Here is a 23,899-nt window from a genome sequence, read left to right on the forward strand (position 1 = left end):
TGTACCGGAGATGTCAGACGCTTATGCGCAACTTGCAACCACTCTGTTTGCGGAAGGCATCGTTACAATTCGCCTCATGAAGCGTCGCTTAAGCGGACGGCATTTGCTTCGGACCGGCTTAGCTGAGGTGGCATGGACAATTCCGTGCTAATGACTGGACCGACCTTCAGGAGGGCATTAACTAGGCCCTGGTCATAGCGCCGCGACCAGATTTTCGATGGGTACAGACATGCTTAGGAGAAGAAAGAAAGCGTTGGCAGACGACCACATCACGGAAGCCACGAGCTACGGCCCGCCGGCAGCGGGATCGGTCAAGTCGGCTGGACGCGTGCTGCGAATTCTGGAGTTCTTCGATGAGATCCAGCGGGACGCGCGCGTTGCCGAAGTGGCCGAGCGGCTGGGATTTCCGCAATCGTCTACTTCGATCCTGCTCAACTGCCTCGTCGAACTCGGTTACATGGATTATCTGCAGGAGAGCCGAAGCTTCCTACCCTCGCCGCGCGTCACCCTGCTCGGGACCTGGCTCGACAAGGGCCCCGTCAGAAACGGCAGCCTGATGAGGATGCTTGAAGAGCTGTCCCAGAAGACGGGCGACACTGTCATCATCGCCGCGCGGAGCGGAATCTTTGCGCAATATATCCACGTTTTGCAGGCCCGGGCGACGATGCGCTTTCACGTTCCGCCCGGGTCCAGGCGGCTCGTGGTCTGGTCGGCCACCGGATTTTCGCTACTGACGGCCAGCAGCGACAAGGAGATTCGCAGCCTGTGCACGCGCACCAACGCGGAAGCTGCGCTCGACATACCGCGCATCGACATCAATCAGGTGCTCGAGAACGTCGAGCGCACACGCCGTGACGGGTTCTTCTTCTCGGCCGGCCTTGTCACCCCGGGCGCAGGGTCGATTGCCGTGCCGTTGCCCGAGGGCATCGATGGGCGGAACCGCGCGCTGGCTGTCGCGGTATCCGGTCCGCTCCAGGATATCACGCGGCGGCAGACGGAGATCGTCGCGCTGCTCAACGATGTCGTACAGCGCTATCTCCGCCCCACATCCTCGAGCTAGACGGCACCGACGATTGCCGGTCGGTCGACGAGCAGCGGCCAGAAGCCTTCACCGCCCTGCTCGCAGATCATCCGTCCGATTTTTTCCTGCCACCAGGGTTCCGCGCCCCATTCGTCGCGCCACGACCAGAGTCGGCGGGTCGCGTAGTGCAGCGGATGCTCCTGGGTAAATCCCATCGCGCCATGGACCTGATGGCAGAGGGCTGCGACCTGCCCGGCAGATTCGCCGCACCGGGATTTTGCAATCGCCACGGTCACCGCGTCGTCGCCCAATCTCGGCGATTCCGTCAGCGCATCGCCTGCCGCTGACGCGGCGGCAAAGTGGCCTGCCGCAATCGCAAGCATGTGCTGGATCGCCTGGAATTTCGCAATCGGGCGGCCAAACTGGACGCGCTCATTGGCATAGGACAGCGCATAGTCCATGCATCGCTCCATCCCGCCGATCATCTGCTGCACACGGATCGCCGCGCCGAACGGCATCAGGCCGTCTGCGCCGAGACAGGCGGGCGCCGGCAGGATATCGCTCGCGGCCAGTCGCACGCCGCCGAAGTCGACATCTTCGCGCGGCTCATAGGCGACGTTCCGGCGCGTCTTGTTCGAGCGCGCCTTGTCGGTCGGCACGCGACAGAGGAAGGCCTTGCCATTCGCGTCGCGTGCAAGGACCAGTGCAGTCGGCGCCTGCTTGCCCCAGGCGACATGCCGGGCGACGCCCTGCAAGGTCGCGCCGCCCGCGTCGTGAGATGCGAACGTGATGCGATCCTGCGGATTGACCGGCGCCGGCGTCACCGCGCCCGCGATGACTTCGCCACCCGCGTCGGTCCAGAGCGCGTTGGCGATCATGGTCTCCGCCAGCGGCAGCGGGACGGAATGAAATGCGGACCTGCGGATCATGTTTGCCGCAACGTCAGGCGCGAGCCCCGCGCCGCCCTTCAATTCGGTCACCAGCGCCAGCGGCAGGCCGGCGTCCTCCACGGCGCCCCAGAGCGCATCGGGCCATTGCCCGGCGTCGGCCGCGGAGAGAACCTTTTTGTCAATGTGTTGCACGAAGAGGCGATCGGCCTGTTCGAGCACAATGGCGGACATGTCTTCCATGGCGTCCTCCTTGTCAGCGCAGGCCAAGACCGCGGGCGATCATCCCGCGCAAAATTTCCGGCGTGCCGCCGCGAATGGTGAACGAGGGCGCGTGCAGCAGCACATGTGCCATCGCCTGCGAATATTCGTCGTCGTCATCGAGACTGGCCTCGATCGGCAACAGCTTCCGCACCATTTCCGGAACCTCCCGTTCGAACGCCGTGCCGACGTCCTTGACGAGAGCGGCCTCCGTGACCGGGCTTTCCCCGCGTTCCAGAAGCCCGGCGATCGACGACGACATCCGGCGCAACGTAGCGAAGTGAGCCGCGAGACGGCCGATCTCGACCGCCTGCCGCTCATTCGGCTGGCGCCCGATCTTGTCGACGAGCTCCACCAGCAGCCTGATGTCCGACATGAACCGGTCAGGGCCGGCGCGCTCGAAGGCCAACTCGCCCGTGACGCGCGTCCATCCTTCACCGGGCTTTCCGATCATCATGTCATCGGGAACGAAGCAGTTCTTGAAGAAGACCTCGTTGAACTCGTGCCCGCCCGACAGATTCATGATCGGCCTGATCTCGATGCCTTCCGAGCCCGCGTCCACGATAAACTGGGACAGGCCGGCGTGACGGTTCTCGCTCGGCGGCGCTGTACGGGCCAGCACGATCAGGTAGTGAACGCGATGCGCGTTCGAGGTCCAGATCTTGGTGCCGTTGATCACCCAGCCGCCTTCGACCTTGTCCGCCTTGGTGCGGGCCGCCGCGAGGTCGGAGCCGGAGTCGGGCTCGCTCATGCCGATGCCGAAATAGCATTCGCCCGCCGCGATCTTCGGCAGGATCAGCTGCCGCGCCCGCTCGCTGCCGTGCTTGAGGATCTGCGGGCCGGACTGCCGGTCCGCGATCCAGTGCGCGCCGCCCGGCGCTCCCGCCGCCAGCATCTCCTCGGTGACGACGAAGCGCTGCAGGTTGGAGTACTCGCCGCCGCCATATTGCTTCGGCCAGGTCATGCCGATGAAGCCCCCCTTGGCGGCGCGCTTGCTGAACTCCGGATCGAAGCTCGACCACGAGGTCCGGTGTGCCGCGTAGCGGCCCTTGTCGCGCTCCTCCTTCAGGAAGGCGCGGACCTTGCGCCGCATCTCGTCGGCCTCGGGCGGCAAGGTCAGGGATTCGAACCGGAATGCACGCATTCAAGCCTCCATCAATCAAACATCGTCGTTCGGCAGAATTCCAGGCATCACGCGCCCCGAAACACCGGCTTGCGCTTTTCGAGGAACGCCGTCACGGCCTCGTGCTGGTCTGCCGTATGCTGCACCAGGGCCTGCATGCTCGCCGCCATCTCCAGATGGGTGCCGAGATTGAACGCGCCGGAATCGCGCACCAGCTTCTTGCACGTGTGGATCGAGTGCGGCGGGTTCGACCGCGATCTGTTGGGCTATGACGGTCACGCGGCTGACCGACATGTCCTCGTTGATGCGGTGAAAATGACCGACAAGCGCCTCGACGATCGACGGCGACAGTGCGTTGCGCGTCTCCGGCTCGTTGAGGGCAACTGTAACCACCCGGCCATCTGTCCGACATGGCTTGTCTCATTTGCTCTTGCTGCTGACAGAAGCCGCTTTCGCGGCGTCCATGCCGATTTCCGCGAGAAGTTCGGCCGTGTGTTCGCCCAGCCGCGGCGCGTGGCGGCGGAGCCGGAACGGCGCCGAGCTGAAGGACACCGGCGCCCGGATGGATTTGTACGCGCCCTCCGACGGGTGTTTGGCCCGGCTGAACATCCCGACCGCCTTCATGTGCTCGTCGTCAGGGAGATCGGCGAGGCCGAGCACGGGCATGCAGGGAATGCTGACATCGTCGCAAAACGACACCCAGGCGGCCGTGGAGTGCCGGGGCGCCTCCTCCTCGATGATCTCGTAGAGCGTCTCTAGATGGGCCGCCCGCTCGACCAGTGGAAAGAAGCGGACGTCGGACTTCAGTTTGGGACGACCGACGAAGTCGAAGAAGTCGCGCCAGTTGCGATCCGAATAAGGAAGAATGCACATGTAGCCGTCACCGGTGCGAAACGGCTTCCGGCGCGGACTGACGACGCGACTATAGCCGGGATTGCCGAGCGACGGCTCGAAGGCGAAGCCCAGCAGATGCTCGATATAGGCGAACTCCGCCGTGGTCTCGAACATCGGCACCTCGACCGCCTGACCTCCGCCGCCGCGCTCGCGCTGGAACAGCGCCGCCATCACCGAATAGGCGATCGCCTGCCCGGAGAGCTTGTCGCACAACACCGTCGGCATGAAGGCCGGCTCACCGCGCGCGACCATGTGCAAGGCGGCGAGTCCCGAGCCGGCCTGGATGATATCGTCATAGGCGGCCTTGTCGCGGTAGGGCCCCTTCTCGCTGAATCCGTAAGCGCCGCAATAAATGATGTCGGGCTTGATGGAGCGGACCGCCTGATAGCCAAGCCCGAGCTTGTCGATGGCCTTGGGCCGCAGCGAGTGGACGAACACGTCGGCCGTCGCGATCAGCTTGCGCAGGGCCTCCATTCCCGACGGCTGCTTCAGGTCGAGCATGACGCTGCGCTTGTTGCGGTTGAGATGGAGGAAGCCACCGGCCATTCCTTCATGGCGATTGGGCCGGTAGGTCCGGAACGAGTCACCTTCCTCGCTCTCGATCTTGATCACGTCGGCGCCGAGATCGGCCATGATGTGGGTCGCAAACGGTCCCATGATCACATTGGTCAGATCGATCACGCGAATTCCGCCCAACGGGCCGTCTGCAGGGGTCGTGTCCATCCCGAAGCTCTCTCGTTCATTGGCCGCCGCGGCGGGCGCGTGCCGCGCGGACGTCCAACTTCTACGTGATTGCATTTCGATCAATACGGTTCGGCACGATCGCGCCAATTATCACATATGCGATTGATTACGACCCTCCGCTCTCTTGCTGGCGGGAATGCGATCAAACATAGTTCCGCCCAACCACAAAAAGACTTGGGAGAAAACAATGAAATCGACGAGCCGTGCCGACTTGCGGGCGTGATCGCGGGGGCGCTTGCACTGGCCGGCCTTGCAGCGCCCGCCGCAGCCGCCGAGAAGTGGGACCTTTACATCTACAATCCCGTGGCGACCGTGGCAGCTGCCAAGGGCATGAGTGCCGTCGCCGAGCAGATCGAAAAGGACACCGGTGGCGAGCTGTCGGTCAGGCTGCACCTCGGGGGATCGCTTCCGATCAACACCACTACCATCACGCAGGCCGTCAGCGACGACGTCGTTCAGATGGGCGACGACGGATATTTTCTCGGCAACGTGCCGATTGGCGGCGTCCTGCGACTACCGATGCTGATCCGCTCTCTCGATGAATACAAGAAGGCGGCGGACATCATGGCGCCGTACCTGGAAAAGGCCTTCGAAAAGAAGGGCGTCCTGGTACTCGGCCAATACCTCTATCCTTACCAGGTCGCATTCTCGAGCAAGAAGCTGACTTCGCTGGCCGACGTCAAGGGCCAGAAGATCCGCGTGACGTCGCCCGAGCAAGGTGAGTTCATCAAGCGGCTCGGCGGCGTGCCGGTCACGCTCGGCGCCCCAGAAGTCCCCTCCGCGCTCGACCGCAGCATTGTCGATGGCGTCCTCACCGCCAACACCGGCGGCGGAAATACCTGGAAGGACTTGCTCAAGTTCAATTACCGGCTCGGCATCAACTATTTCAACTCCGTCGTCATCGTGAACAAGGAGCGCTTCAACAAGCTATCGCCGGAGGTCCAGGCCAAGGTCCGTAAGGCCGTCGCCGACAACATGCCGCTGATCACCAAGGCCATGGCAGATGAAGAAGACAACCTCAGCAAGAAATTTGCCGAAGGCGGCATGACGGTGACAGAGCCGCAGCCCGGCGATCTCGACGTCGGCACCAAGGCGATCTCGGCCTATTGGGACGAATGGGCGAAATCGAAGGGGCCGGACGCTGCCGCCGCGCTCAAGCAGGTTCGTGCGGCGCTTGGCCGGTGATCAATCATGGCCAACATCGAGATCAAGGAGGTGGCGCCTGACGGCGCCGTCCACCTCATCGACAACGTCTCGTCGGGCCCCGGTCCGGTCGAGAACGCCTCGGAAGCGCTCTGCGCGATTCTCCTGATCGCGATGATCATCCTGATCGGGGCCGAGGCGATCGCGCGCAATGTGTTCGCGACGTCGCTTCAGATTACCGACGAAATCGGAGGTTATCTGCTGGTGGCGACGACCTTCCTGAGCATGTCGGTCGCGGAGGCCCATGGCGCGTTTCACCGGGTCGAATTGGTCCAGGCGCGTCTCGGACAATCCGCCCGGCTGGCGTCGCAGATCATCTTCGATCTGATGTCGCTCGTCGCCTCCGCATTCATCACCTGGCAACTGACGCGCCTGGTCATGAACTCATGGCGCTCGGAGGACGTAGCGCCGACGCCGCTACAGACGCCGCTCTGGATACCACAAGCCGCCATGGCGATCGGCATGTTCCTGCTCTGCCTTGCCCTCGTCCGCACCATCCTGACCAAAGTCCGCCGGCTTCGCGGGAGTGTGCAGCCATGACCCCGGGTGTGGAACTGATTTTCGTCCTTGCGGTCTTCGTCGGCCTGCTTTGCGTGGGCATGACGATCCCGTTTGCGATCACCGTACCGTCCGTCCTCTATCTGCTCCTGCACGCAGGGCTGCCCGGATTGAAGGGCATCGGCCTCGTCAGTTGGGGCAGCATGGACAGCTTTACGCTGAGTGCGATCCCGCTGTTCATATTGATGGCCGAAATCCTCCAAGAGAGCCGTTTGAGCTTGCGGGTCTATCATGGCCTGTCCAAGCTGGTATCCTGGATTCCCGGCGGCCTGCTGCAAACCAACATCGCCGGCTGCGCCATCTTCGCCGCCATCAGCGGCTCGAGCGTGGTCACCGCCGCGTCGATTGGGCGCGTCGCGCTTCCTGAATTGCAAAAACGCAAGTACAGTCCGCGCCTGTCCGCTGGCTCGCTGGCGGCGGGAGGCACGCTCGGCATCCTGATTCCGCCGAGCATCGCGATGATCGTCTACGGCACCTTCACCGAGACTTCCGTCGCAAAACTGTTCATGGCCGGCATCATGCCCGGCCTGCTGCTGACCGCGATGTTCATGGCATATGTCGCGGTGCATGCCTGGTTCAGGGCCGGGTCCGCTCCAATCGAAGCCGGCGCCCGGTCGGTTCGCGAACTCGTCGCAGCCCTGCTCGACGTTATCCCCTTCATGGCCTTGATCGGCGGGACCATCGGCAGCATCTATTCGGGCCTGGTGACGCCAACCGAGGCCGCGGCCGTCGGCTGCGTGCTGGCCATGATCATTGCGGTGTTCTGGGGCGAATTCAGTGTCGCAATTCTGTGGCACGCGTTGCAAACCACCGTGCGCGTCTGCGGCAACATCCTGTTCATCGTTTATGCCGCCTTCCTGTTCTCCTACGCGATCAGCTATGCCGGCGTCGGCGAGCAGATCACGCAGTTCCTGGTCAATCTGAAGCTCTCCAAGCTGGAATTCTTCTTCGCATTGTTCGTTCTCTACACCGTGCTGGGCTGCCTGGTCGAAAGCCTCGGCATGATCGTGGTGACGGTGCCGCTGCTCTATCCGGTTCTCGTTCAATACGGCATCGATCCGATCTGGTTCGGCGTCATCCTGGTGCTCTTCATCGAGATGGGCCAGATCTCGCCTCCGATCGGCATCAACCTGTTCGTGATCCAGAGCATCTGGACCGGTAGGCTGAGCGACGTCGTCGCGGGCACAGTCCCGTTCCACCTGATCATGTTCGTGCTGCTCGGCCTGCTCGTGATCTTCCCCGAAATCGCGATGTGGCTGCCGTCGCAAGTCACTGCCGTGCCTTGAGCGAGATGCCCTGATGTATGCACCACCCGAAGAGATCAAGACCGAGGTCTTCGCCCGACTGCCGGACAAGTTCCGCCGCAAGGACCCCGACAATGCCTGGTCGCTGGTGAACCGCCGAGGACTGGCCGCGGATTCCTTCATCGAAGGCCCATCGTTCGACCGCGACGGCAATCTCTATATCGTCGACATTCCTTATGGACGGATCTTCCGGATCTCGCCGGCGGGAGAGTTCACGCTGGTCGCCGAATATGACGGCGAACCGAACGGGTTGAAGATCGCGCGCGAGGGGCGGATCGTCATCACGGACTATCGCCACGGCCTCATGACGCTCGACCCGGCCAGCGGCAAGGTCAGCTCCCTGCTGGAGCGGCGCTGGTCCGAGCGCTTCAAGGGCGTCAACGACTTGGTCTTTGCCGGCAACGGCGACATCTATTTCACCGACCAGGGTCAGACTGGGATGCATGACCCGACGGGCCGGGTCTATCGGTTGCGCGTGGACGGAGCCCTCGACCAGATCGTCAACACCGTCCCCAGTCCGAACGGCCTCGTGCTGAACGGCAGCGAGCACATCCTTTACGTGGCCGCCACCCGGGGCAATGCAATCTGGCGGATACCGCTGATGCCTGACGGCACCGCATCGAAGGTCGGGATCTTCATCCAGCTGTCCGGGAGCCTGGGCGGACCGGACGGACTTGCGATGGATGAGCAGGACAACCTTGCGATCGCTCACGCGGGCCTCGGCACTGTCTGGATCTTCAGCCGCCTTGGCGAGCCGCTGTATCGGGTTCGATCCTGCCAAGGCCTCGCCACCACCAACCTGGCCTATGGCGGCGCCGACAACAGGAATCTCTACATCACAGAATCCGAGACCGGCTGCGTGCTGGTCGCGCGACTTCCCGTTGCTGGACGGGCCATGGCATCGCATCGATAGTGGCGGACTAGCTTGGCAAGATTAGAGACCCCGCAGCCCGAATATGTTTGCTACGAAGAATGAAAGGACAGCCTTCATGTTGAGGAAGGTTCGAACAATCATATTGATGCTCGTCCTGACGGCCTCGGGGGCGGCGATGGCCGCGTGGCCCGAGGACAAGCCGATCGAGGTTGTCGTTGGCTTCGCCGCGGGCGGCGGGACCGACGTCATGGCTCGCAAGCTGCTTCCCTTCGTCGAGAAGCGGCTCGGCGGAAACGCGCGGTTTGTCGTCGTCAACAAGCCCGGCGCCGGCGGCGAGATCGCGTTCACCGCGATCGCACGCGCTGCTCCCGACGCCTATTCGATGGGCGTGGTCAACGTGCCCGGCTACAACTTTCTGCCGATGACGCGGAAGACCCAGTACACCATGGACGAGATCCGTCTGGTCGCACGCGTGGTCGACGATCCCGGCGTGATCGTCGTTCGCAACGATAGCCCGTTCACGACGCTCGCTAGCGTTCTCGACGCGCTACGCAAGAAGCCCGGTTCGATCACGTTCGGACATAACGGAGCCGGCACCAACGGCCACCTGGCCATCCGCATGCTCGCGAAGGCTGCCGGCGTCGAGCCAAACGAGATTTCCTATCGCGGAACGGCAGCTCAGAGGACCGACGTCCTCGGGGGTCATCTCGATATCGGAATGGTGAGCCTGAGCGAGGTGCCCGAATTGCACGGTACGAACAAGGGCGAACTCCGGGCCATCGCAATCCTCTCGAAGGCTCGTTCCCCGTCCCTGCCCGGCGTACCCACCGCCGAGGAAGCCGGCGTTCCCGTCATCATGACCGCGGAGCGCGGCTTTGCCCTGCCGAAGGGTGCACCCGACGACGTCGCGAAGAAGCTCCAATCTGCAATCGCTGAGAGCCTCAGGGATCCCGACTACATCAAGAGTTCGCCTGGTGATGCTCCGGTGCTCGCCTTCATGCCCGGAGCCGAATGGCAGAAGCGCCTTGACGCGATGACGAAGACCTTGCAGCCGCTTGCCGGCGAGTTGACCGAGTCGAAATAGCTCAGTCGTCGGAGCGAGCCAGGCACACCGATCCGTCACGGATTAGAAGGCATGCCCGGCGCTCGCGAGGAATCTTCCGACGAGTATAGGCGATCCAGTTTGCATGCTGAGCGGCAAGTATTGACGCCCCTGTCCTTTTTGCGCGCTCAACTGCGCTGACGCACTCTATGTCAAGCGTGCCGTTGTGGCCGCTCTCAGAAAGGCTAAACCACTTCGGTTACAGGATCCTCATTACACGAGGGCCTCCCAAGACTACGACAAACTACGCAATAGCTGCCCGCAGCACTACTCCCACTCAATCGTCCCGGGCGGCTTGCTCGTCACATCATACACCACCCGGTTCACGCCCTTCACCTCGTTGATGATGCGCGTGGCGGTCTCGCCTAAGAACTTCATGTCGAACTGGTAGAAGTCCGCGGTCATGCCGTCGGTGGAGGTGACGGCGCGCAGGCCGACCACATAGTCGTAGGTGCGGCCGTCGCCCATGACGCCGACGGTTTTCACGGGGAGCAGCACGGCAAAAGCCTGCCAGATCTCGTCGTAGAGGCCGTGCTTGCGGATCTGGTCGATATAGACGGCATCGGCCTTGCGCAGGATGTCGAGCTTGTCCCTGGTGATCTCACCGGGGCAGCGGATGGCGAGGCCGGGGCCCGGGAACGGGTGGCGGCCGACGAAGATTTCGGGAAGGCCGAGTTCGCGCCCGAGCTTGCGCACCTCGTCCTTGAACAGCTCGCGCAGGGGCTCGACGAGCTTCATGTTCATGCGCTCAGGCAGACCGCCGACATTGTGGTGCGACTTGATCGTCACCGAGGGGCCGCCGGTGAAGGAGACGCTCTCGATCACGTCAGGATAGAGCGTGCCTTGCGCCAGGAAGTCGGCGCCGCCGATCTTCTTGGCCTCCTGCTCGAACACCTCGATGAAAAGGCGGCCGATGGTCTTGCGCTTCACCTCCGGGTCGGTGACGCCTTCGAGCTCGCCGAGGAATTGCTTGGAGGCATCCACGTGCACGAGCGGGATGTTGTAGTGGTGGCGGAACAGGTCGACGACGGTCTTGGCTTCGTCGAGGCGGAGCAGGCCATGATCGACGAAGACGCAGGTGAGCTGGTCGCCGATGGCCTCATGGATCAGCACGGCCGCGACCGCTGAATCGACGCCGCCGGAAAGGCCGCAGATCACCTTGCCCTTGCCGACTTGGCTGCGGATCTTCTGGATCTCCTCCTCGCGGAAGGCGCGCATGGTCCAGTCGCCGGTGAGGCCGGCGATCTTCCGCACGAAATTGCGGATCAGTTTGGCGCCGTCGGGCGTGTGCACCACTTCGGGGTGGAACATCAGGCCGTAATATTTGCGCGTCTCATCCTGGATGACCGCGAAGGGCGCGTTCGGCGAGGTGCCGGCGACGGAGAAGCCCGGCGGCATCTTGGTGATGCGGTCGCCATGGCTCATCCAGACCTGGTGTTTGCCGCCTGATGACCAGATGTCCTCGAACAGCTGGCTCTTGGCCTTGACCTCGACATCGGCGCGGCCGAATTCGCGGTGATGGCCGCCTTCGACCTCGCCGCCCAGCTGGGCCGCCATGGTCATCTGGCCGTAGCAGATGCCCATCACCGGCACGCCGGAATCGAAGATCGCCTGCGGGGCGCGGGGCGAGCCGGCCTCATGCACCGATTCCGGGCCGCCGGAGAGGATCACCGCTTTCGGCTTCATCTCGTCGAAGGCGGCTTCGGCCTTGTTGAACGGGACGATCTCGCAATAGACGCCGTCCTCGCGCACGCGACGCGCAATCAGCTGCGTCACCTGGCTGCCGAAGTCGACGATGAGAATCTTGTCGTGCGCCGAGGCCACCGAGGGCGTCGACGCGGAGCGGTCGTTCTGTGCTGCTGTCATGGCCAGCAGATACGCGACGCGCGGGCGGGCCGCAACCGCGGTGGCGGCGCGCCCACATGCTTTCTTTGGGCATGGACAAACCGCTATAGGTAAGTATTATTGACCTAATTGGTCCGCTTCTCAAACTGAGGGCCGATGAGGGAGAACGCCATGTCACAGCATCATCAGCCATCAACGCTCGCGGCGCTCGGCCGCACCTGGGTCGAGGCCTGGAACGCGCGCGACCTCGAACGCGTGCTCAGGCTCTATGACGAGGAGGCCGTGATGACGTCGGACCGCATCCCCGTGATGGGGTTCGATGCCAGCGGCACCGTGCGCGGCAAGGACGCGCTTCGCGCCTATTGGGGCAAGGCGCTGGGGCTGCTGCCAGAGCTGCATTTCTCGCTGATCGATGTGTTCGTCAGCCCCGACAGTGTCGTGGTGTTCTACGCGAACGAGCGTGGGAAGAAGATCTGCGAGTATTTGCGGGTGAATGCGGCGGGGCTGATCGTGCAGGGCTCGGCCAATCATCTGGTGCAGTGACGCCCCACCCACCGCCGTCATTCCCCGCGAAAGCGGGGAATCCAGTACGCCGCGGCCTCTCCCGTGTTACGGCACGGCCTCTGGAATACTGGATCGCCCGCCTTCGCGGGCGATGACAGCGAGATTGAGGCGCGAGCGTTCCCCAAACTCGTCATTGCGAGGAGCTCTTGCGACGAAGCAATCCAGACTGCCGCCGCGGATGCATTTCTGGATTGCTGCGCTTCGCTCGCAATGACGGAGACTGCGGCGACGGCGTGCGATAACAGAGCCCCGCCGGCCCAGAGACAGGATCCGAAACCATGAAACTCCCGACCTCCCCCTTCACCGTCACCGACTGGAGCAAGGTTGCGCCCACCGCGCATCCCGGCGAGACCGGCCAGGCGCTCTGGCGCACGCTCAACATCGGCGATCTCCGGGTGCGGATGGTGGAGTATTCGCCGGGCTATCTCGCCGATCATTGGTGCGATCGCGGTCACGTGCTCTACGTGCTGAAGGGCGAGCTCGACACCGAGCTGCGCGACGGGCGCAAATTCAAGCTGACGGCCGGGATGAGCTACCAGGTTTCGGATTTCGGCGACGCTGCGCACCGGTCCTCGACGGCGGTGGGCGCGACGCTCTTCATCGTCGACTGAGACGCGCGAGCGCGGTGAATTTGCACCGCAAAATAGCAAACCCGCGCGATATCCCGATCCACGGGTGGTGCCTTGAAGTAGCCCCAAATCCTCGCTATATTGTGATCATCGATACTTGGCCGAACGACTGGGCCGCTTCGCTTCGTTGCTGACGGGCGCGCACGCTTCAGATGAATTCTCCAAACATCGACTCATCAGGACTATGGGCGCAATGCTGCGTACCGGTCTGCGTGCGTATCCTCTCTAACTAAAGGAAATTCCCATGGCTATGGGCACCGTGAAGTGGTTCAACACCCAAAAGGGTTATGGTTTCATCCAGCCGGACGACGGCCAGAAGGACGTGTTCGTGCACATCAGCGCCGTCGAGCGCGCTGGCCTCTCCTCCCTCAACGAGGGTCAGAAGGTCTCGTTCGACATCGTCGCCGATCGTCGCAGCGGCAAGTCCTCGGCTGACAATCTCCGCGTCGGCTAATTGCCCGCGCACCAGCGCTTCTGACCACGGACGTACCGGCAGAAGCGCTTAGCGAATACAGGCCCCGCGACCGGGAACGGTTCGCGGGGCTTTTGTTTTGGGTGGAACTGTGCCGCGTCAGCGGCGGTGCGGTAGGGTGGGCAAAGCGAAGCGTGCCCACCATTGGCGCGACACTGCGGGAAAATGGTGGGCACGGCGCGCGAAGGGCGCGCCTTTGCCCACCCTACGAGAGCTACGCTTTCCGCAGCACCGAGACGAAGAACCCGTCCGTCCCGGTCCGCCGCGGCGTCATCAGCCAGCCCTCCGGCGACTGCAGCGCGGCCTCACCAAAAGCTTCCGCCTTGTCCCAGAGCACGCTAGCGGTCTGCCCCAGTGGCACCACCGCAAACTCGGGATGGCGGGCGACGAACGCTCTCACCTGGTCGCCGTTCTCCTCCGACAGCACCGAGCAGGTGATGTAGGCGATGCGGCCGCCCGGCTTCACCAGCGGAACCGCGCGCTCCAGCACCTCGGCCTGGTCGCGCAGGCGGATTTCCAGCGCACCCGGCCGCATGCGCCATTTGGCGTCGGGGTTGCGGCGCCAGGTACCGGTTCCCGTGCAAGGCGCGTCGATCACGACCAGATCAGCCGACGCACGAATATCGGCAAGTGGATCGGCCTCACCCTTGGGCGTGCGGACATCGGCATTGTGGACGCCGGCGCGCGATAGGCGCTCGTGGATCGGGGCGAGCTGGCGCTTGTCACGGTCGGTGGCGATCAGCCGGCCCTTGCCCTGCATCAGGGCGGCGAGCGCCAGCGTCTTGCCGCCGGCGCCGGCGCAGAGGTCGATCACCTGCTCGCCGGGTTTTGCCGCGGTGAATTGGGCTGCAAGCTGCGATCCCTCATCCTGAACTTCAATGGCGCCCTTGATGAAATCCTCCTCGGCCTGAATGCCGGGATTGCGCGCATCGGCCGAAAGCTCGATGCGCAGGCCCGTTGCGGACCAAGGCGTCGGTTTCGCATGAAGATGAGCAAGCGCGCGCAGCACCTTGTCCCGATTGGATTTTAGCGTGTTGACGCGCAGGTCGAGCGGGGCCCGGCTCGCCATCGCCGCGGCCTCGGCGGCGCGGTCCTCGCCGAACACTTTTGCAAAGTGCGGATCGAGCCAGTCCGGATAGTCGCCGGCGACTGCAGCCGGGGCACCACTCAGCGACCGCGAGGCGAGCGCGGCCTGCTCGGCCTCCGTCAGTGGCGCGGGGGCAAACCGGCTGCCGTCGAACATCGCGGCCATGGTGGCCGTGTCCATGTTGCGCTCGAGGCGTAGCATGCCGATCAGCCGCGCCCGCGCGGTATCGGCATCCATCAGGAACGCGCTCGAGGCGTAGCGGCGCAGCACGTCCCAGACGAGGCCGGCGATGGCGGCACGGTCGCCGGAACCGGCAAAGCGGTGCGCGGTGCCCCACTCCTTCAGCGCCTTGGCCGCGGGCACGCGGTCTCTCTCGATGGTGTCGATCAGTTCGATGGCTGCGGACAGCCGGGCAGCGGGCGTCATTTCAAATCTTTCAGATGAGAATCTTCTGTTTTGCGCATGATGCGCCAATGCAAGCGTCAGATCAGCAGGAGCAGCTTCAGCGCGAAGTAGGCCCACATCGCCAGCAGCACCAGCGCACTGGCGAGCCAGACCGTCGAGCGCCGACCGAGATCGTTCGAGGAGACGAACACGCCGGCATGGACAAAGCGCGTCGCCACGAACACCCAGGACATCAGCACGATGAAGAGATCGGCCCGGCGCAGCGGCAATGCCAGCGCGATCAGGACGTAGAACAGCACCGGCAGCTCGAACTGGTTGCGGTAGCAATTGGCGATTTGTGTGGCGCCCTTGGGCCAGTTCGGCTCGCCCAGGGCGATGTCGCGGATCTGGGTCTCGCCCGAGACCAGCGTCTTGCGGCGCGCCACCACCATGCCGATCAAGAGCGCGAACGTGAGAGCGACCTGCACGAAGACCGGCAGCAGGACCATTTGAACGGACATCGGAACTTTCCCGGGAGGCGAATTGCCGCCGATCGTCAATAGCCGCGTCTCTTGGCGCTGACAATGAACGACTTGAACCGGCGTTCCCGCCCTCGCGACCAAATGTCGATAGTTAAAGCGATTTCGGCCCCCAGGGCCTGAGGCGAGAGACCGCCATGAATATCCTGTCCAGCCTTTTCGCCCAATCGGCCGACGGGCGGCACGGCATTCTGATGTCGGCGCTGGCCGGGATTGCTGCCGCGCTCGCGGTGGCGCTGGCGATGACGGTCTATTTCCGCCTGAGCTACCGGACCTGGCGCGACGTCGTCAGGCATGGCCTTGCGGCGCTCACCGCGATCGTCCTGTTAGCCTTTGCCGCCTACGACATGCGCCACGCGGCCCTCGCCTATCTCGGCCTCAACCCGTCCAAGCCTGCGGTCGAGTTCGAGATCCGCATGCCCAGGGAGATGCTGGCGGCGGTCACCGACACCCAGATCGAGCTGCACACCGACCGCAACCAGACGCTGGCGCTGGTCGATGGCGTGCGTGACTTCTCCGACGGGCGCGCAACGCTGCGCGGTGCTGTGGCGCTCAACCACCGCACCGCCGACCGCGTGCTGGTGGTGAGCCTGCCCGGAAAGGGCACGTTCGAATTCCGCCTCCGTCTGCCCGCCGAGCCGCATCGCTCGGAGCAGTTCGGCCCCTGGCACCTCGCCGACCGCATCGCCTCGCCGCTGGCCGGCCCCGTCGCCCCGCAGGACGGCTACACGATCCGCTATCGTGTGCTTTAAACTTTGTTCGTTGCGATCCATGCCCGCGCCGTCATCGTTCCGACGCGCGACGACGGGTATGATGATCGCATGTCCGAGTTTCGCCTCACGCAGATTTCCGACACCCATCTCGGCCGGCGCTTTCCCGGCCTGATCACCAATTTCCAGCGCGTCAGCGAACACATCGACGCCAACCGGCCCGACCTCGTCGTCAATACCGGCGATGTCTCGTTCGACGGCCCCACCAGCCGGGACGACGTCGCATTCGCCAAAAGCCTGCACGACGCCCTGCCCGTCGCCTGCCGCTACCTCCCAGGCAATCACGACATCGGCGACAATCCGACCATGGTCGGACCGGCGCCGAAGCCGCCGGTCAGCGAGACACACCGCCGGCGGTTCTGCGACATCATCGGCGAGGACCATTGGGCCTTCGAGGCCGCGGGCTGGCGCTTCATCGGCCTCAATTCCCTTGTCATGAATTCGGGGCTCGCCTTCGAGGCCGAGCAGTTCGACTGGCTGGCACGGGAGCTCGCGCGCACCGCCGGGAAGCCGGTCGCGCTGTTCCTGCACAAGCCGATGTTTCTCAACCTGCCCGACGATGCCGAGACGCCGGAGACCGCGATCCGCTACGTGCCGCAGCCGGCCCGGGCGCGGCTGATCGAGATGTTTGCGCATGTTGATCTGCGCCTCATCGCCAGCGGCCATGTGCATCAGCGGCGCGACTTCACCTATCGCCACACCCGCCATGTCTGGGCGCCGTCGGCCGGCTTCGTCATCAACGACACGCGCCAGGACCGCATTGCGATCAAGGAAGTCGGGCTGGTCGAGTACCGTTTCCAGCCTGACAGGCTCGAGGTTCGCCACGTCAGGGCCGCAGGCCAGATCGATGTCGATATCGAGGAGCTCTTCGCCCAGATGGGCGGCGAGCATTAGCGCGAACTTGTCGGTTCAGGCGACGCTCTTGAGGTCCTGCTGGATCGCAGCCAGCAGGGATTGCAGCGCCGCACTGTTCACCGGCTTGGTCTCGTCGATCGCGGGCTGGACCATGGTTGGCTGCGCAGCCTTGACCGGACGCTTCGGGAATGGCGGCGGTGGCGTCGGCATCGAGGAACGAACGAAATCGCCCTCCTCGTCGACATGTACGAACTTGCCGTGGATGACGTCGTCGCGCCGACCCATGACGAACATGGTTGCCCAATAGCCGGCCGCCAGCACGATGACGCAGAAAACACTGATCTCTAACATCGCAACACCTAAAATATGCGCGATGATTCAATGCCTTCGTTAGCGCGTCAATGAACGGGCGGTCACACAAGCGGCTTTTGCCGCAAGGTGTGACCATTTGGTGACTCTTTCTTAACTATCCCCGTCCGGCAGTGTGAGGCGGCGCAACTAGGCCTTATCCGGCCCCACCCGCACCAGCTGCTTGCCGAAATTGGCACCCTTCAGGAGGCCCATGAAGGCGCCGGGCGCGCTCTCCAGGCCCTCGGTGACAAACTCCTTGTATTTCACCTTGCCGTCGCGAACCCAGGCCGACATGTCGCGCAGGAAGTCGCCGTGGCGGGCGGCGAAGTCGGAGACGATGAAGCCGCGGAAGGTCAGCCGCTTGGTCAGGGTCGCGCGCATCATGCTGGCCGCCCATTTCGGCGGCTTGGCCTCGGTGTCGTTGTAGTGCGCGATCAGGCCGCAGACCGGCACGCGCGCGAACGGATTGAGCAGCGGGAACACCGCCTCGAACACCGCGCCGCCGACATTCTCGAAATAGACGTCGATGCCCTTCGGGCAGACCTCTTTCAGCTTGGCCGCGAGATCGGGGTTGCGGTGATCGATGCAGGCATCGAAGCCAAGCTCCTTGACGACGTAATCGCACTTGTCCTTGCCACCGGCGATGCCGACCGCGCGTGCGCCCTTGATCTTCGCGATCTGGCCGACGGCCGAGCCGACCGCACCGGAGGCGCCGGCAACGACGACGGTCTCGCCGGCTTGCGGCTTGCCGATGTCGAGCAGGCCCGTGTACGCCGTCATGCCGGGCATGCCGAGCACGCCGATCGAGGTCGAGATCGGCCCGAGCTTCGGATCGACCTTGATCAGGCCCTTGCCGTTCGAGATGGCGTGGGTCTGCCAGCCGGAGCGGATGCGCACGATGTCGCCTACCGCGAAATCAGGATTGTTGGAGGCCGCGACCTCGCTGACCGCCTCGCCTTCCATCACGCCGCCGATCGGCACCGGTGCGGCGTAGGACGGCCCCTCGCTCATGCGCCCGCGCATATAGGGATCGAGCGACAGCCAGATCGTGCGCAGCAGGACCTCGCCCGGCCCGGGCGTCGGCACCGCGAGTTCCTCCAGGCGAAAATCGGACGGCTTGGGTTCGCCGACGGGACGCGCGGCGAGAACGATGCGTTTGCCTTGGGACATGATGGCTTCCTCCGAAGTTTCTTCGTCAGCGCGAGCGAAGCGGAGGCAGTGGAGCGCGTCAATACAAAAGCGGTAGAGGCGGGACGTTACGCCATGCGCGTCTCTCGTGTCCCGGACGCGCTGCAGCGCTCTTGCGCTGCTGCGCAGAGCCGGGACCCAGATGGCCACATGCGATCAGGCGGAAAGATGGGCCCCGGCTCTGCAGCGCACCGCTGAAGAAGCGCTGCGCTGCGTCCGGGGCACGAGACCTGAAACTCTAACCCCCGCCCGGATAGTTCGGGGCTTCGCGCGTGATGGTGACGTCGTGGACGTGGCTTTCGCGCAGGCCCGCGCCGGTGATGCGGACGAACTGGGCCTTCTGGTGCAGATCCTTCATGTCGCGCGCGCCGACATAGCCCATCGCGGCGCGCAAGCCGCCGGCGAGCTGGTGCATGACGTTGCCGACCGCGCCCTTGTACGGCACCTGGCCCTCGATGCCCTCAGGCACGAGCTTGAGCGCGTCCTTGATGTCCTGCTGGAAGTAACGATCGGCCGAGCCGCGCGCCATCGCGCCGACCGAGCCCATGCCGCGATAGGCCTTGTAGGAGCGGCCCTGCCACAAAAACACTTCGCCCGGCGTCTCGTCGGTGCCGGCCAGCAGCGAGCCGACCATGGCGATATCGGCGCCGGCGGCGAGCGCCTTGGCGAGATCGCCGGAGAACTTGATGCCGCCGTCGGCGATGACGGGAATGTCGGACTTCTTCGCAGCTTCCACCGCATCCATGATCGCGGTGAGCTGCGGCACGCCGACGCCGGCGACGATGCGGGTGGTGCAGATCGAGCCCGGGCCGATGCCGACCTTGATGCAATCCGCACCGGCGTCGATCAGTGCCTGCGCGCCTTCGGTGGTGGCAACGTTGCCGGCAACGACCTGCACGGAATTGGAGAGACGCTTGATGCGATTCACGGCGTGCAGCACGTGGCGGGAATGGCCGTGCGCGGTGTCGACGACGACGAGGTCGACGCCGGCATCGATCAGCCGCTCGGTACGCTCGAAACCGGTGTCGCCGACCGTGGTGGCGGCAGCAACGCGCAGGCGGCCCTGCGCATCCTTGCAGGCGAGCGGATGGGCGACCGCCTTCTCCATGTCCTTCACCGTGATGAGGCCGACGCAGCGATATTGCTCGTCGACCACGAGCAGCTTCTCGATGCGATGCTGATGCAGCATCCGCCGCGCCTCGTCCTGGCTGACGTTCTCACGCACCGTGACGAGATTTTCGTGCGTCATCAGCTCGGAGATTTTCTGCTGCCGGTTCGTCGCAAACCGCACGTCGCGGTTAGTGAGGATGCCGACCAGCTTGCCGGGCGTGGACTTGCCGGCACCTGTGACGACGGGAATGCCGGATATGCCGTGATCGCTCATCAGCTTGAGCGCGTCGTCGAGCGTGGCCTCGGGGCTGATGGTGAGCGGGTTCACCACCATGCCCGACTCGTAGCGCTTGACCTGCCGCACCTGGGCGGCCTGCCCTTCGGGATCGAAATTGCGGTGGATGACGCCGAGGCCACCGGCCTGCGCCATGGCGATCGCCATGCGCGCCTCGGTGACAGTGTCCATGGCGGAGGCCATGATCGGAATGTTGAGCGGAATGGCGCGGGTGACGCGGGACCGGATGTCGACCTCGCCCGGCATAACCTCGGACAGGCCCGGCTTCAGCAGCACGTCGTCGAACGTGAAGGCTTCGCGAATGCCTTGAAGTTGCACCGTGGCCATCTGCCAACTCCTTCCTGCGGCCCTGCCGCAAATGCTTATGGATGAGCGCCGCCCTTGGCGTACCTTGCGGCAACGCCGGAGAATCGGAGCCCATCGGTGGGGTTGACGCGGGTCGATAGCACGGCTGCGTGACGAATCAAAGCAATTCGGACCGCCGGCCAGCCATGCACAGGCTTTTTGGGCAAATTCGGCTGGGACAGCCCGGCGGCGCCCCCACCCATCGTCATTCCGGGGCGCGACGAAGTCGCGAGCCCGGAATCCATTCCCCAGCGATCCCTGCGGCCCACTGGATTCCGGGCTCGCGCCAAGCGGCGCGCCCCGGAATGACGAGGGAGAGGGTCACACCGTTGTTACGCGGGACTTAGGTGCTATGCGTTGATCCGCAATGGTCCCCGGCAGGAGGCGGTGATAAGCCGCAAGTCCGCCCCTCCTTCCGATTTTCATTACCAATCCGTCATGGTCGACAAGCAACGCGTCATTCCGCTGATCGTGGCCACCGCGCTCTTCATGGAGAACATGGACTCGACGGTGATCGCGACCTCGCTGCCGGCGATCGCAGCCGACATCGGCACAAGTCCCCTGACGCTGAAGCTCGCGATCACCTCCTATCTGCTGTCGCTGGCGGTGTTCATCCCGGCGAGCGGCTGGACCGCCGACCGCTTCGGCGCGCGCATGGTGTTCGCGATCGCCGTCGGCGTGTTCATGGTCGGCTCGGTCGGCTGCGCGCTTTCGACCTCGGTCACCGACTTCGTGTTCGCGCGCATCCTGCAAGGCATGGGCGGGGCGATGATGACGCCGGTCGGACGTCTCGTGCTGCTGCGCTCGGTCGACAAGAGCGCGCTGGTCAATGCGATGGCCTGGGTGACGGTCCCTGCCCTGATCGGCCCCGTGATCGGGCCGCCGCTCGGCGGCTTCATCACCACCTACGCCTCCTGGCACTGGATCTTCCTGATCAACATCCCGATCGGGCTGCTCGGCATCTTCATGGCGCTGCGCTTCATCGATCCCATCAAGAGCGAGACGCAGGAGCCGTTCGATCTCTACGGCATGGTGCTGGCGGGCATCGGCCTTGCCGGCATCGCGTTCGGTCTCTCCGTCGCCGGGCTCAACCTCCTGCCCTGGAGCACGGTTGCGGCCCTGGTCGTGGGCGGCGCGATCTCGATGACACTGTATGTCCTGCACGCGCGGCGGACGGGATCGCCAGTGCTGGACTTTTCGCTTCTGAAGCTGCCGACGCTGCGCGCGGCCATTTTCGGCGGCTTCCTGTTCCGCCTCGGCATCGGCGCACTGCCGTTCCTGCTGCCGCTGTTGATGCAGATCGGCTTCGGCCTGTCGCCGTTCCACTCGGGCCTCGTCACCTTTGCCTCCTCGCTCGGCGCCATGGGCATGAAGACGCTGGCGGCGCGCCTCATCCGCGCCTTCGGCTTCCGCAATCTGATGACGGTGAACGCGGTCGTCAGCGCGTTCTTCCTCGGCGTCTGCGCGCTGTTCACGGTGACGACGCCGCTGCTCATCATCATGGTGATCCTGGTGGTCGGCGGGTTCTTCCGTTCGCTGGAGTTCACCGCGATCAACACGGTCGCCTATGCCGACGTCGAGACCGCGCAGATGAGCCGCGCTACCACCCTCGTCAGCGTCAACCAGCAGCTCGCGGTCTCAGCCGGCGTCGCCGTCGGCGCAGCCTGCGTCGAGACGACGATGTGGTTGAGCCACGTCAGCGAGCTCAACGCTACCGTATTCGCGCCCGCCTTCGTCGTGGTCGCACTGACCTCGGCAGCATCGAGCTGGTTCTTCTGGCAGATGCCCGTTGATGCCGGCTACGAGATCTCCGGCCGCAAGGCGGTGGAGATCGCGAGCCGCAAGGGTGCGGGCAAAGGCGCAGCGAAGGCGGCGGTCAAGGCGGCGACGGAGGATACGCAGGACGTGCGGGATCAGCGGCTGGGGTAGCGGAAAGCAGGATGCCGGCTCTCCCCCGGACAAGAGTCCAAAACAGCCCCCTGCACAGCAGCCGATCACTTACATTTTTCCGAATTTACTTTGACCCGTTCTGACCCTCGTTCACCGAGATGAACGCTCGTTTATCTTCGTGACTCCTGTTCCTCGCCGGCGCGCGCTTGCAACTTTTGCCCTTCGGCAATGTTGGCACGATGTCGAAACACCAACGAAGGAGGGACGCGCATGAAAAAGACCGCACTTGTCCTGGCAACCGTCGGCGCGCTCGGCGTGAGCGCGGTGGCGGCACCGACGCCGGCGGAGGCTCGCTGGCGCGGTGGTTTTGGGCCGGCGCTGGCAGGCGGATTGCTCGCAGGTGCCCTGATCGGTGGCCTCGCCTCGTCCGCTTACGCCTACGGTCCGAGCTACGGCTACTACGGGTATCCGGGCTATTATGACGACTACTACGCGCCGGCGTATTACGGCGGTTACTATCCGTGGGGCGGCTACACCAGGACCTACTACAGCACCAGTTACGCCCCGGCCTACTACGGCTACCGCTATCACCGTGTCGTGCGGCCGGCCTTCGCCTATTACGGCGGACCGTTCCCGCGGCGGCACTTCTATCACCATCGCTGGCACCCTTACTGGTGAAGCGACGCGGCAAGAGAAGGGCTGGCGCGAGGCGCTGAGCCTGCAGAGTGGATTTTTGGTCGATGTCTTTATCGCTTCGATCGAGAGAGTCCCGCGCGCAGTAGCACCGAGACGGAACCGCGCGACTCTCCCGCCTGATAGGAACGATGGCATCGGCGCATCGTTCACAGGCATCGGAAAACTCGAATGAGGGCTCGTTTTGTCTCGAGCCCCGAGCTTCGAAGGTTCCCCATCAACGGATGCTGCAAAGCAAATGGAGGAGGTTCAGGTGAACACGAGAAAGAACAGGTTCCTATTGACCACAGCAGTGCTGCTCGCCGGCGTCAGCCTGGCATCGGCTCAAGGCATGCGTGAAGGCGCCGGCGGCGGGATGAGCGGAGGCGCGGGCGCTGGCGCGGCGGAATCCGGCCGATCGGGCGGCGGAATGTCGCAAGGTGCAGGTGGCGCCTCTCACCGCGAAGGAATGACCCAGGGCCGCGCAGGTGGTCGGGCCGAGGGCCCCGCTGCGGCGCCGTCGCGTTCTGAGCGTAGCGAGGGAATGCGCGCTAGTGGCAAGGCCGATAGGGGCGAACGTCAGGCCGTCGATCAGGGCCGCGGCGCCCGCGACAACGCGCGTCAGTCCCAATCTGAAGGCGAGAAGCGTGGCAAGGACCAAACTATCGGTCAGAGCCGAAGCGGACCCGACCAAGCGCGTCAGTCCAAGTCCGAGCGCGACAAGAGCGGAATGAAGGACCAAACCGTCGGTCAGAGCCGCAGCGACCGCGACGCTACGCGTCAGTCGCAAGGCGCAGAACAGGGTAAGAGCGCGACCACAGGCGCTAACACCAAGGACAATGTCCAAGGCAAGAAGGCGCAGGGTCAGAGCACGACGACGACTGGCGCGAACACCAAGGGCAACGCCCAAGGCCAGAACGCCCCGGGTCCGA

General features: G+C 64.3%; 23 protein-coding genes and 1 pseudogene. 14 read left to right on the forward strand and 10 right to left on the reverse strand.

Going from position 1 to position 23,899, the window contains the following annotated elements:
* The first annotated feature begins 253 nt into the window (after window positions 1–253).
* Complete coding sequence (locus tag CWO91_RS06795; RefSeq protein WP_245471146.1) at window positions 254–1,060, forward strand: IclR family transcriptional regulator; 807 nt, start codon at window positions 254–256, stop codon at window positions 1,058–1,060.
* Here CWO91_RS06795 and CWO91_RS06800 read toward each other — a convergent pair.
* The 4 genes from CWO91_RS06800 to CWO91_RS06810 all read right to left on the reverse strand — a co-directional run bounded on the left by CWO91_RS06800 (window position 1,057) and on the right by CWO91_RS06810 (window position 4,909).
* Window positions 1,057–2,151, reverse strand: coding sequence for an acyl-CoA dehydrogenase family protein (locus CWO91_RS06800; protein WP_130212773.1), 1,095 nt, complete (start codon window positions 2,149–2,151; stop codon window positions 1,057–1,059). The two genes, CWO91_RS06795 and CWO91_RS06800, sit on opposite strands and share 4 nt — an antisense overlap.
* Before the next feature lie 13 nt (window positions 2,152–2,164).
* Window positions 2,165–3,313 (reverse strand): acyl-CoA dehydrogenase family protein, encoded by a 1,149-nt coding sequence (locus CWO91_RS06805; protein ID WP_130212774.1) that lies wholly within the window; start codon window positions 3,311–3,313, stop codon window positions 2,165–2,167.
* Window positions 3,314–3,360: 47 nt separating this feature from the next.
* Window positions 3,361–3,504: a hypothetical protein gene (locus CWO91_RS42725; protein ID WP_165405270.1), complete on the reverse strand. Its 144-nt coding sequence runs from the start codon at window positions 3,502–3,504 to the stop codon at window positions 3,361–3,363.
* A gap of 208 nt (window positions 3,505–3,712) precedes the next feature.
* Complete coding sequence (locus tag CWO91_RS06810) at window positions 3,713–4,909, reverse strand: CaiB/BaiF CoA transferase family protein (RefSeq protein WP_165405271.1); 1,197 nt, start codon at window positions 4,907–4,909, stop codon at window positions 3,713–3,715.
* Window positions 4,910–5,104: 195 nt separating this feature from the next.
* On the opposite strand from CWO91_RS06810, the gene dctP reads away from it, so the two are divergent.
* The 5 genes from dctP (at window position 5,105) to CWO91_RS06835 (ending at window position 9,953) form a co-directional block, all read left to right on the forward strand.
* Window positions 5,105–6,115: a TRAP transporter substrate-binding protein DctP gene (gene dctP / locus CWO91_RS06815; RefSeq protein ID WP_245471147.1), complete on the forward strand. Its 1,011-nt coding sequence runs from the start codon at window positions 5,105–5,107 to the stop codon at window positions 6,113–6,115.
* Window positions 6,116–6,121: 6 nt separating this feature from the next.
* On the forward strand, window positions 6,122–6,673 hold the full coding sequence (locus tag CWO91_RS06820) for a TRAP transporter small permease subunit (RefSeq protein ID WP_130212775.1): 552 nt from the start codon (window positions 6,122–6,124) through the stop codon (window positions 6,671–6,673).
* Complete coding sequence (locus tag CWO91_RS06825) at window positions 6,670–7,977, forward strand: TRAP transporter large permease (protein WP_130212776.1); 1,308 nt, start codon at window positions 6,670–6,672, stop codon at window positions 7,975–7,977. Before CWO91_RS06820 ends, CWO91_RS06825 begins: the two co-directional genes overlap by 4 nt.
* 13 nt (window positions 7,978–7,990) lie before the next feature.
* Window positions 7,991–8,908: an SMP-30/gluconolactonase/LRE family protein gene (locus tag CWO91_RS06830; protein ID WP_130212777.1), complete on the forward strand. Its 918-nt coding sequence runs from the start codon at window positions 7,991–7,993 to the stop codon at window positions 8,906–8,908.
* 76 nt (window positions 8,909–8,984) lie between these two features.
* Window positions 8,985–9,953, forward strand: a complete 969-nt coding sequence (locus CWO91_RS06835) for a tripartite tricarboxylate transporter substrate binding protein (RefSeq protein WP_165405272.1) — start codon at window positions 8,985–8,987, stop codon at window positions 9,951–9,953.
* Between the two features lie 285 nt (window positions 9,954–10,238).
* Here CWO91_RS06835 and guaA read toward each other — a convergent pair whose 3' ends face one another.
* Window positions 10,239–11,837 (reverse strand): glutamine-hydrolyzing GMP synthase, encoded by a 1,599-nt coding sequence (gene guaA / locus CWO91_RS06840; RefSeq protein WP_130212779.1) that lies wholly within the window; start codon window positions 11,835–11,837, stop codon window positions 10,239–10,241.
* A gap of 150 nt (window positions 11,838–11,987) precedes the next feature.
* Between guaA and CWO91_RS06845 the strand changes: the two genes are divergently transcribed.
* The 3 genes from CWO91_RS06845 (at window position 11,988) to CWO91_RS06860 (ending at window position 13,463) form a co-directional block, all read left to right on the forward strand.
* Window positions 11,988–12,359 carry a nuclear transport factor 2 family protein gene (locus CWO91_RS06845; RefSeq protein WP_130212780.1) on the forward strand — a complete coding sequence of 124 codons (372 nt, stop codon included), beginning with the start codon at window positions 11,988–11,990 and terminating at the stop codon, window positions 12,357–12,359.
* A 299-nt stretch (window positions 12,360–12,658) separates the two neighbouring features.
* Entirely contained in the window at window positions 12,659–12,991 is a 333-nt protein-coding gene (locus tag CWO91_RS06855) for a DHCW motif cupin fold protein (RefSeq protein WP_130212782.1), read from the forward strand.
* Between the two features lie 262 nt (window positions 12,992–13,253).
* Entirely contained in the window at window positions 13,254–13,463 is a 210-nt protein-coding gene (locus CWO91_RS06860; protein ID WP_008141931.1) for a cold-shock protein, read from the forward strand.
* Between the two features lie 232 nt (window positions 13,464–13,695).
* On the opposite strand, the gene CWO91_RS06865 is transcribed toward CWO91_RS06860, so the two are convergent.
* Both CWO91_RS06865 and CWO91_RS06870 read right to left on the reverse strand, forming a co-directional pair.
* Window positions 13,696–14,994, reverse strand: a complete 1,299-nt coding sequence (locus tag CWO91_RS06865; RefSeq protein WP_130212783.1) for an RsmB/NOP family class I SAM-dependent RNA methyltransferase — start codon at window positions 14,992–14,994, stop codon at window positions 13,696–13,698.
* Between the two features lie 56 nt (window positions 14,995–15,050).
* Window positions 15,051–15,473: an MAPEG family protein gene (locus CWO91_RS06870; protein WP_130212784.1), complete on the reverse strand. Its 423-nt coding sequence runs from the start codon at window positions 15,471–15,473 to the stop codon at window positions 15,051–15,053.
* Window positions 15,474–15,628: 155 nt separating this feature from the next.
* Between CWO91_RS06870 and CWO91_RS42730 the strand changes: the two genes are divergently transcribed.
* Together CWO91_RS42730 and CWO91_RS06880 are read left to right on the forward strand one after the other, a co-directional pair.
* A complete protein-coding gene (locus CWO91_RS42730) occupies window positions 15,629–16,243 on the forward strand; it encodes an acriflavin resistance protein (protein ID WP_165405273.1) in 615 nt (204 codons plus the stop codon).
* A gap of 69 nt (window positions 16,244–16,312) precedes the next feature.
* Complete coding sequence (locus CWO91_RS06880; RefSeq protein WP_130212785.1) at window positions 16,313–17,155, forward strand: metallophosphoesterase family protein; 843 nt, start codon at window positions 16,313–16,315, stop codon at window positions 17,153–17,155.
* A gap of 15 nt (window positions 17,156–17,170) precedes the next feature.
* Here CWO91_RS06880 and CWO91_RS06885 read toward each other — a convergent pair whose 3' ends face one another.
* The 3 genes from CWO91_RS06885 to guaB form a co-directional block, all read right to left on the reverse strand.
* Window positions 17,171–17,467 carry a hypothetical protein gene (locus tag CWO91_RS06885; protein WP_130212786.1) on the reverse strand — a complete coding sequence of 99 codons (297 nt, stop codon included), beginning with the start codon at window positions 17,465–17,467 and terminating at the stop codon, window positions 17,171–17,173.
* 147 nt (window positions 17,468–17,614) lie between these two features.
* Complete coding sequence (locus CWO91_RS06890; RefSeq protein ID WP_130212787.1) at window positions 17,615–18,637, reverse strand: NADP-dependent oxidoreductase; 1,023 nt, start codon at window positions 18,635–18,637, stop codon at window positions 17,615–17,617.
* A 256-nt stretch (window positions 18,638–18,893) separates the two neighbouring features.
* Window positions 18,894–20,387: an IMP dehydrogenase gene (gene guaB / locus CWO91_RS06900; RefSeq protein WP_130212788.1), complete on the reverse strand. Its 1,494-nt coding sequence runs from the start codon at window positions 20,385–20,387 to the stop codon at window positions 18,894–18,896.
* A 456-nt stretch (window positions 20,388–20,843) separates the two neighbouring features.
* Between guaB and CWO91_RS06905 the strand changes: the two genes are divergently transcribed.
* The 3 genes and pseudogenes from CWO91_RS06905 to CWO91_RS06915 form a co-directional block, all read left to right on the forward strand.
* Entirely contained in the window at window positions 20,844–22,334 is a 1,491-nt protein-coding gene (locus CWO91_RS06905; protein ID WP_130212789.1) for an MFS transporter, read from the forward strand.
* 231 nt (window positions 22,335–22,565) lie between these two features.
* On the forward strand, window positions 22,566–22,973 hold the full coding sequence (locus tag CWO91_RS06910) for a hypothetical protein (RefSeq protein WP_130212790.1): 408 nt from the start codon (window positions 22,566–22,568) through the stop codon (window positions 22,971–22,973).
* Window positions 22,974–23,226: 253 nt separating this feature from the next.
* A pseudogene (locus tag CWO91_RS06915) lies at window positions 23,227–23,899 on the forward strand (peptidoglycan-binding protein); the annotation flags it as partial.

Origin of the sequence: Bradyrhizobium genosp. SA-3, from assembly GCF_004212635.1 — a bacterium.
Classification (GTDB): Bacteria; Pseudomonadota; Alphaproteobacteria; order Rhizobiales; family Xanthobacteraceae; genus Bradyrhizobium.

What these genes read in the sequence shown, in the direction of transcription:
- guaB (WP_130212788.1), bottom strand. Translation starts at nt 20,387, where the DNA reads ATGGCCACGGTGCAACTTCAAGGCATTCGCGAAGCCTTCACGTTCGAC.
- CWO91_RS06855 (WP_130212782.1), top strand. Translation starts at nt 12,659, where the DNA reads ATGAAACTCCCGACCTCCCCCTTCACCGTCACCGACTGGAGCAAGGTT.
- CWO91_RS06885 (WP_130212786.1), bottom strand. Translation starts at nt 17,467, where the DNA reads ATGTTAGAGATCAGTGTTTTCTGCGTCATCGTGCTGGCGGCCGGCTAT.
- CWO91_RS06830 (WP_130212777.1), top strand. Translation starts at nt 7,991, where the DNA reads ATGTATGCACCACCCGAAGAGATCAAGACCGAGGTCTTCGCCCGACTG.
- CWO91_RS06825 (WP_130212776.1), top strand. Translation starts at nt 6,670, where the DNA reads ATGACCCCGGGTGTGGAACTGATTTTCGTCCTTGCGGTCTTCGTCGGC.
- CWO91_RS06880 (WP_130212785.1), top strand. Translation starts at nt 16,313, where the DNA reads ATGTCCGAGTTTCGCCTCACGCAGATTTCCGACACCCATCTCGGCCGG.
- CWO91_RS06805 (WP_130212774.1), bottom strand. Translation starts at nt 3,313, where the DNA reads ATGCGTGCATTCCGGTTCGAATCCCTGACCTTGCCGCCCGAGGCCGAC.
- CWO91_RS06870 (WP_130212784.1), bottom strand. Translation starts at nt 15,473, where the DNA reads ATGTCCGTTCAAATGGTCCTGCTGCCGGTCTTCGTGCAGGTCGCTCTC.
- CWO91_RS06810 (WP_165405271.1), bottom strand. Translation starts at nt 4,909, where the DNA reads ATGGACACGACCCCTGCAGACGGCCCGTTGGGCGGAATTCGCGTGATC.
- CWO91_RS06800 (WP_130212773.1), bottom strand. Translation starts at nt 2,151, where the DNA reads ATGGAAGACATGTCCGCCATTGTGCTCGAACAGGCCGATCGCCTCTTC.
- CWO91_RS06820 (WP_130212775.1), top strand. Translation starts at nt 6,122, where the DNA reads ATGGCCAACATCGAGATCAAGGAGGTGGCGCCTGACGGCGCCGTCCAC.
- CWO91_RS06890 (WP_130212787.1), bottom strand. Translation starts at nt 18,637, where the DNA reads ATGTCCCAAGGCAAACGCATCGTTCTCGCCGCGCGTCCCGTCGGCGAA.
- CWO91_RS42730 (WP_165405273.1), top strand. Translation starts at nt 15,629, where the DNA reads ATGAATATCCTGTCCAGCCTTTTCGCCCAATCGGCCGACGGGCGGCAC.
- CWO91_RS06865 (WP_130212783.1), bottom strand. Translation starts at nt 14,994, where the DNA reads ATGACGCCCGCTGCCCGGCTGTCCGCAGCCATCGAACTGATCGACACC.
- CWO91_RS06910 (WP_130212790.1), top strand. Translation starts at nt 22,566, where the DNA reads ATGAAAAAGACCGCACTTGTCCTGGCAACCGTCGGCGCGCTCGGCGTG.
- guaA (WP_130212779.1), bottom strand. Translation starts at nt 11,837, where the DNA reads ATGACAGCAGCACAGAACGACCGCTCCGCGTCGACGCCCTCGGTGGCC.
- CWO91_RS06860 (WP_008141931.1), top strand. Translation starts at nt 13,254, where the DNA reads ATGGCTATGGGCACCGTGAAGTGGTTCAACACCCAAAAGGGTTATGGT.
- CWO91_RS06835 (WP_165405272.1), top strand. Translation starts at nt 8,985, where the DNA reads ATGTTGAGGAAGGTTCGAACAATCATATTGATGCTCGTCCTGACGGCC.
- CWO91_RS06845 (WP_130212780.1), top strand. Translation starts at nt 11,988, where the DNA reads ATGTCACAGCATCATCAGCCATCAACGCTCGCGGCGCTCGGCCGCACC.
- CWO91_RS06905 (WP_130212789.1), top strand. Translation starts at nt 20,844, where the DNA reads ATGGTCGACAAGCAACGCGTCATTCCGCTGATCGTGGCCACCGCGCTC.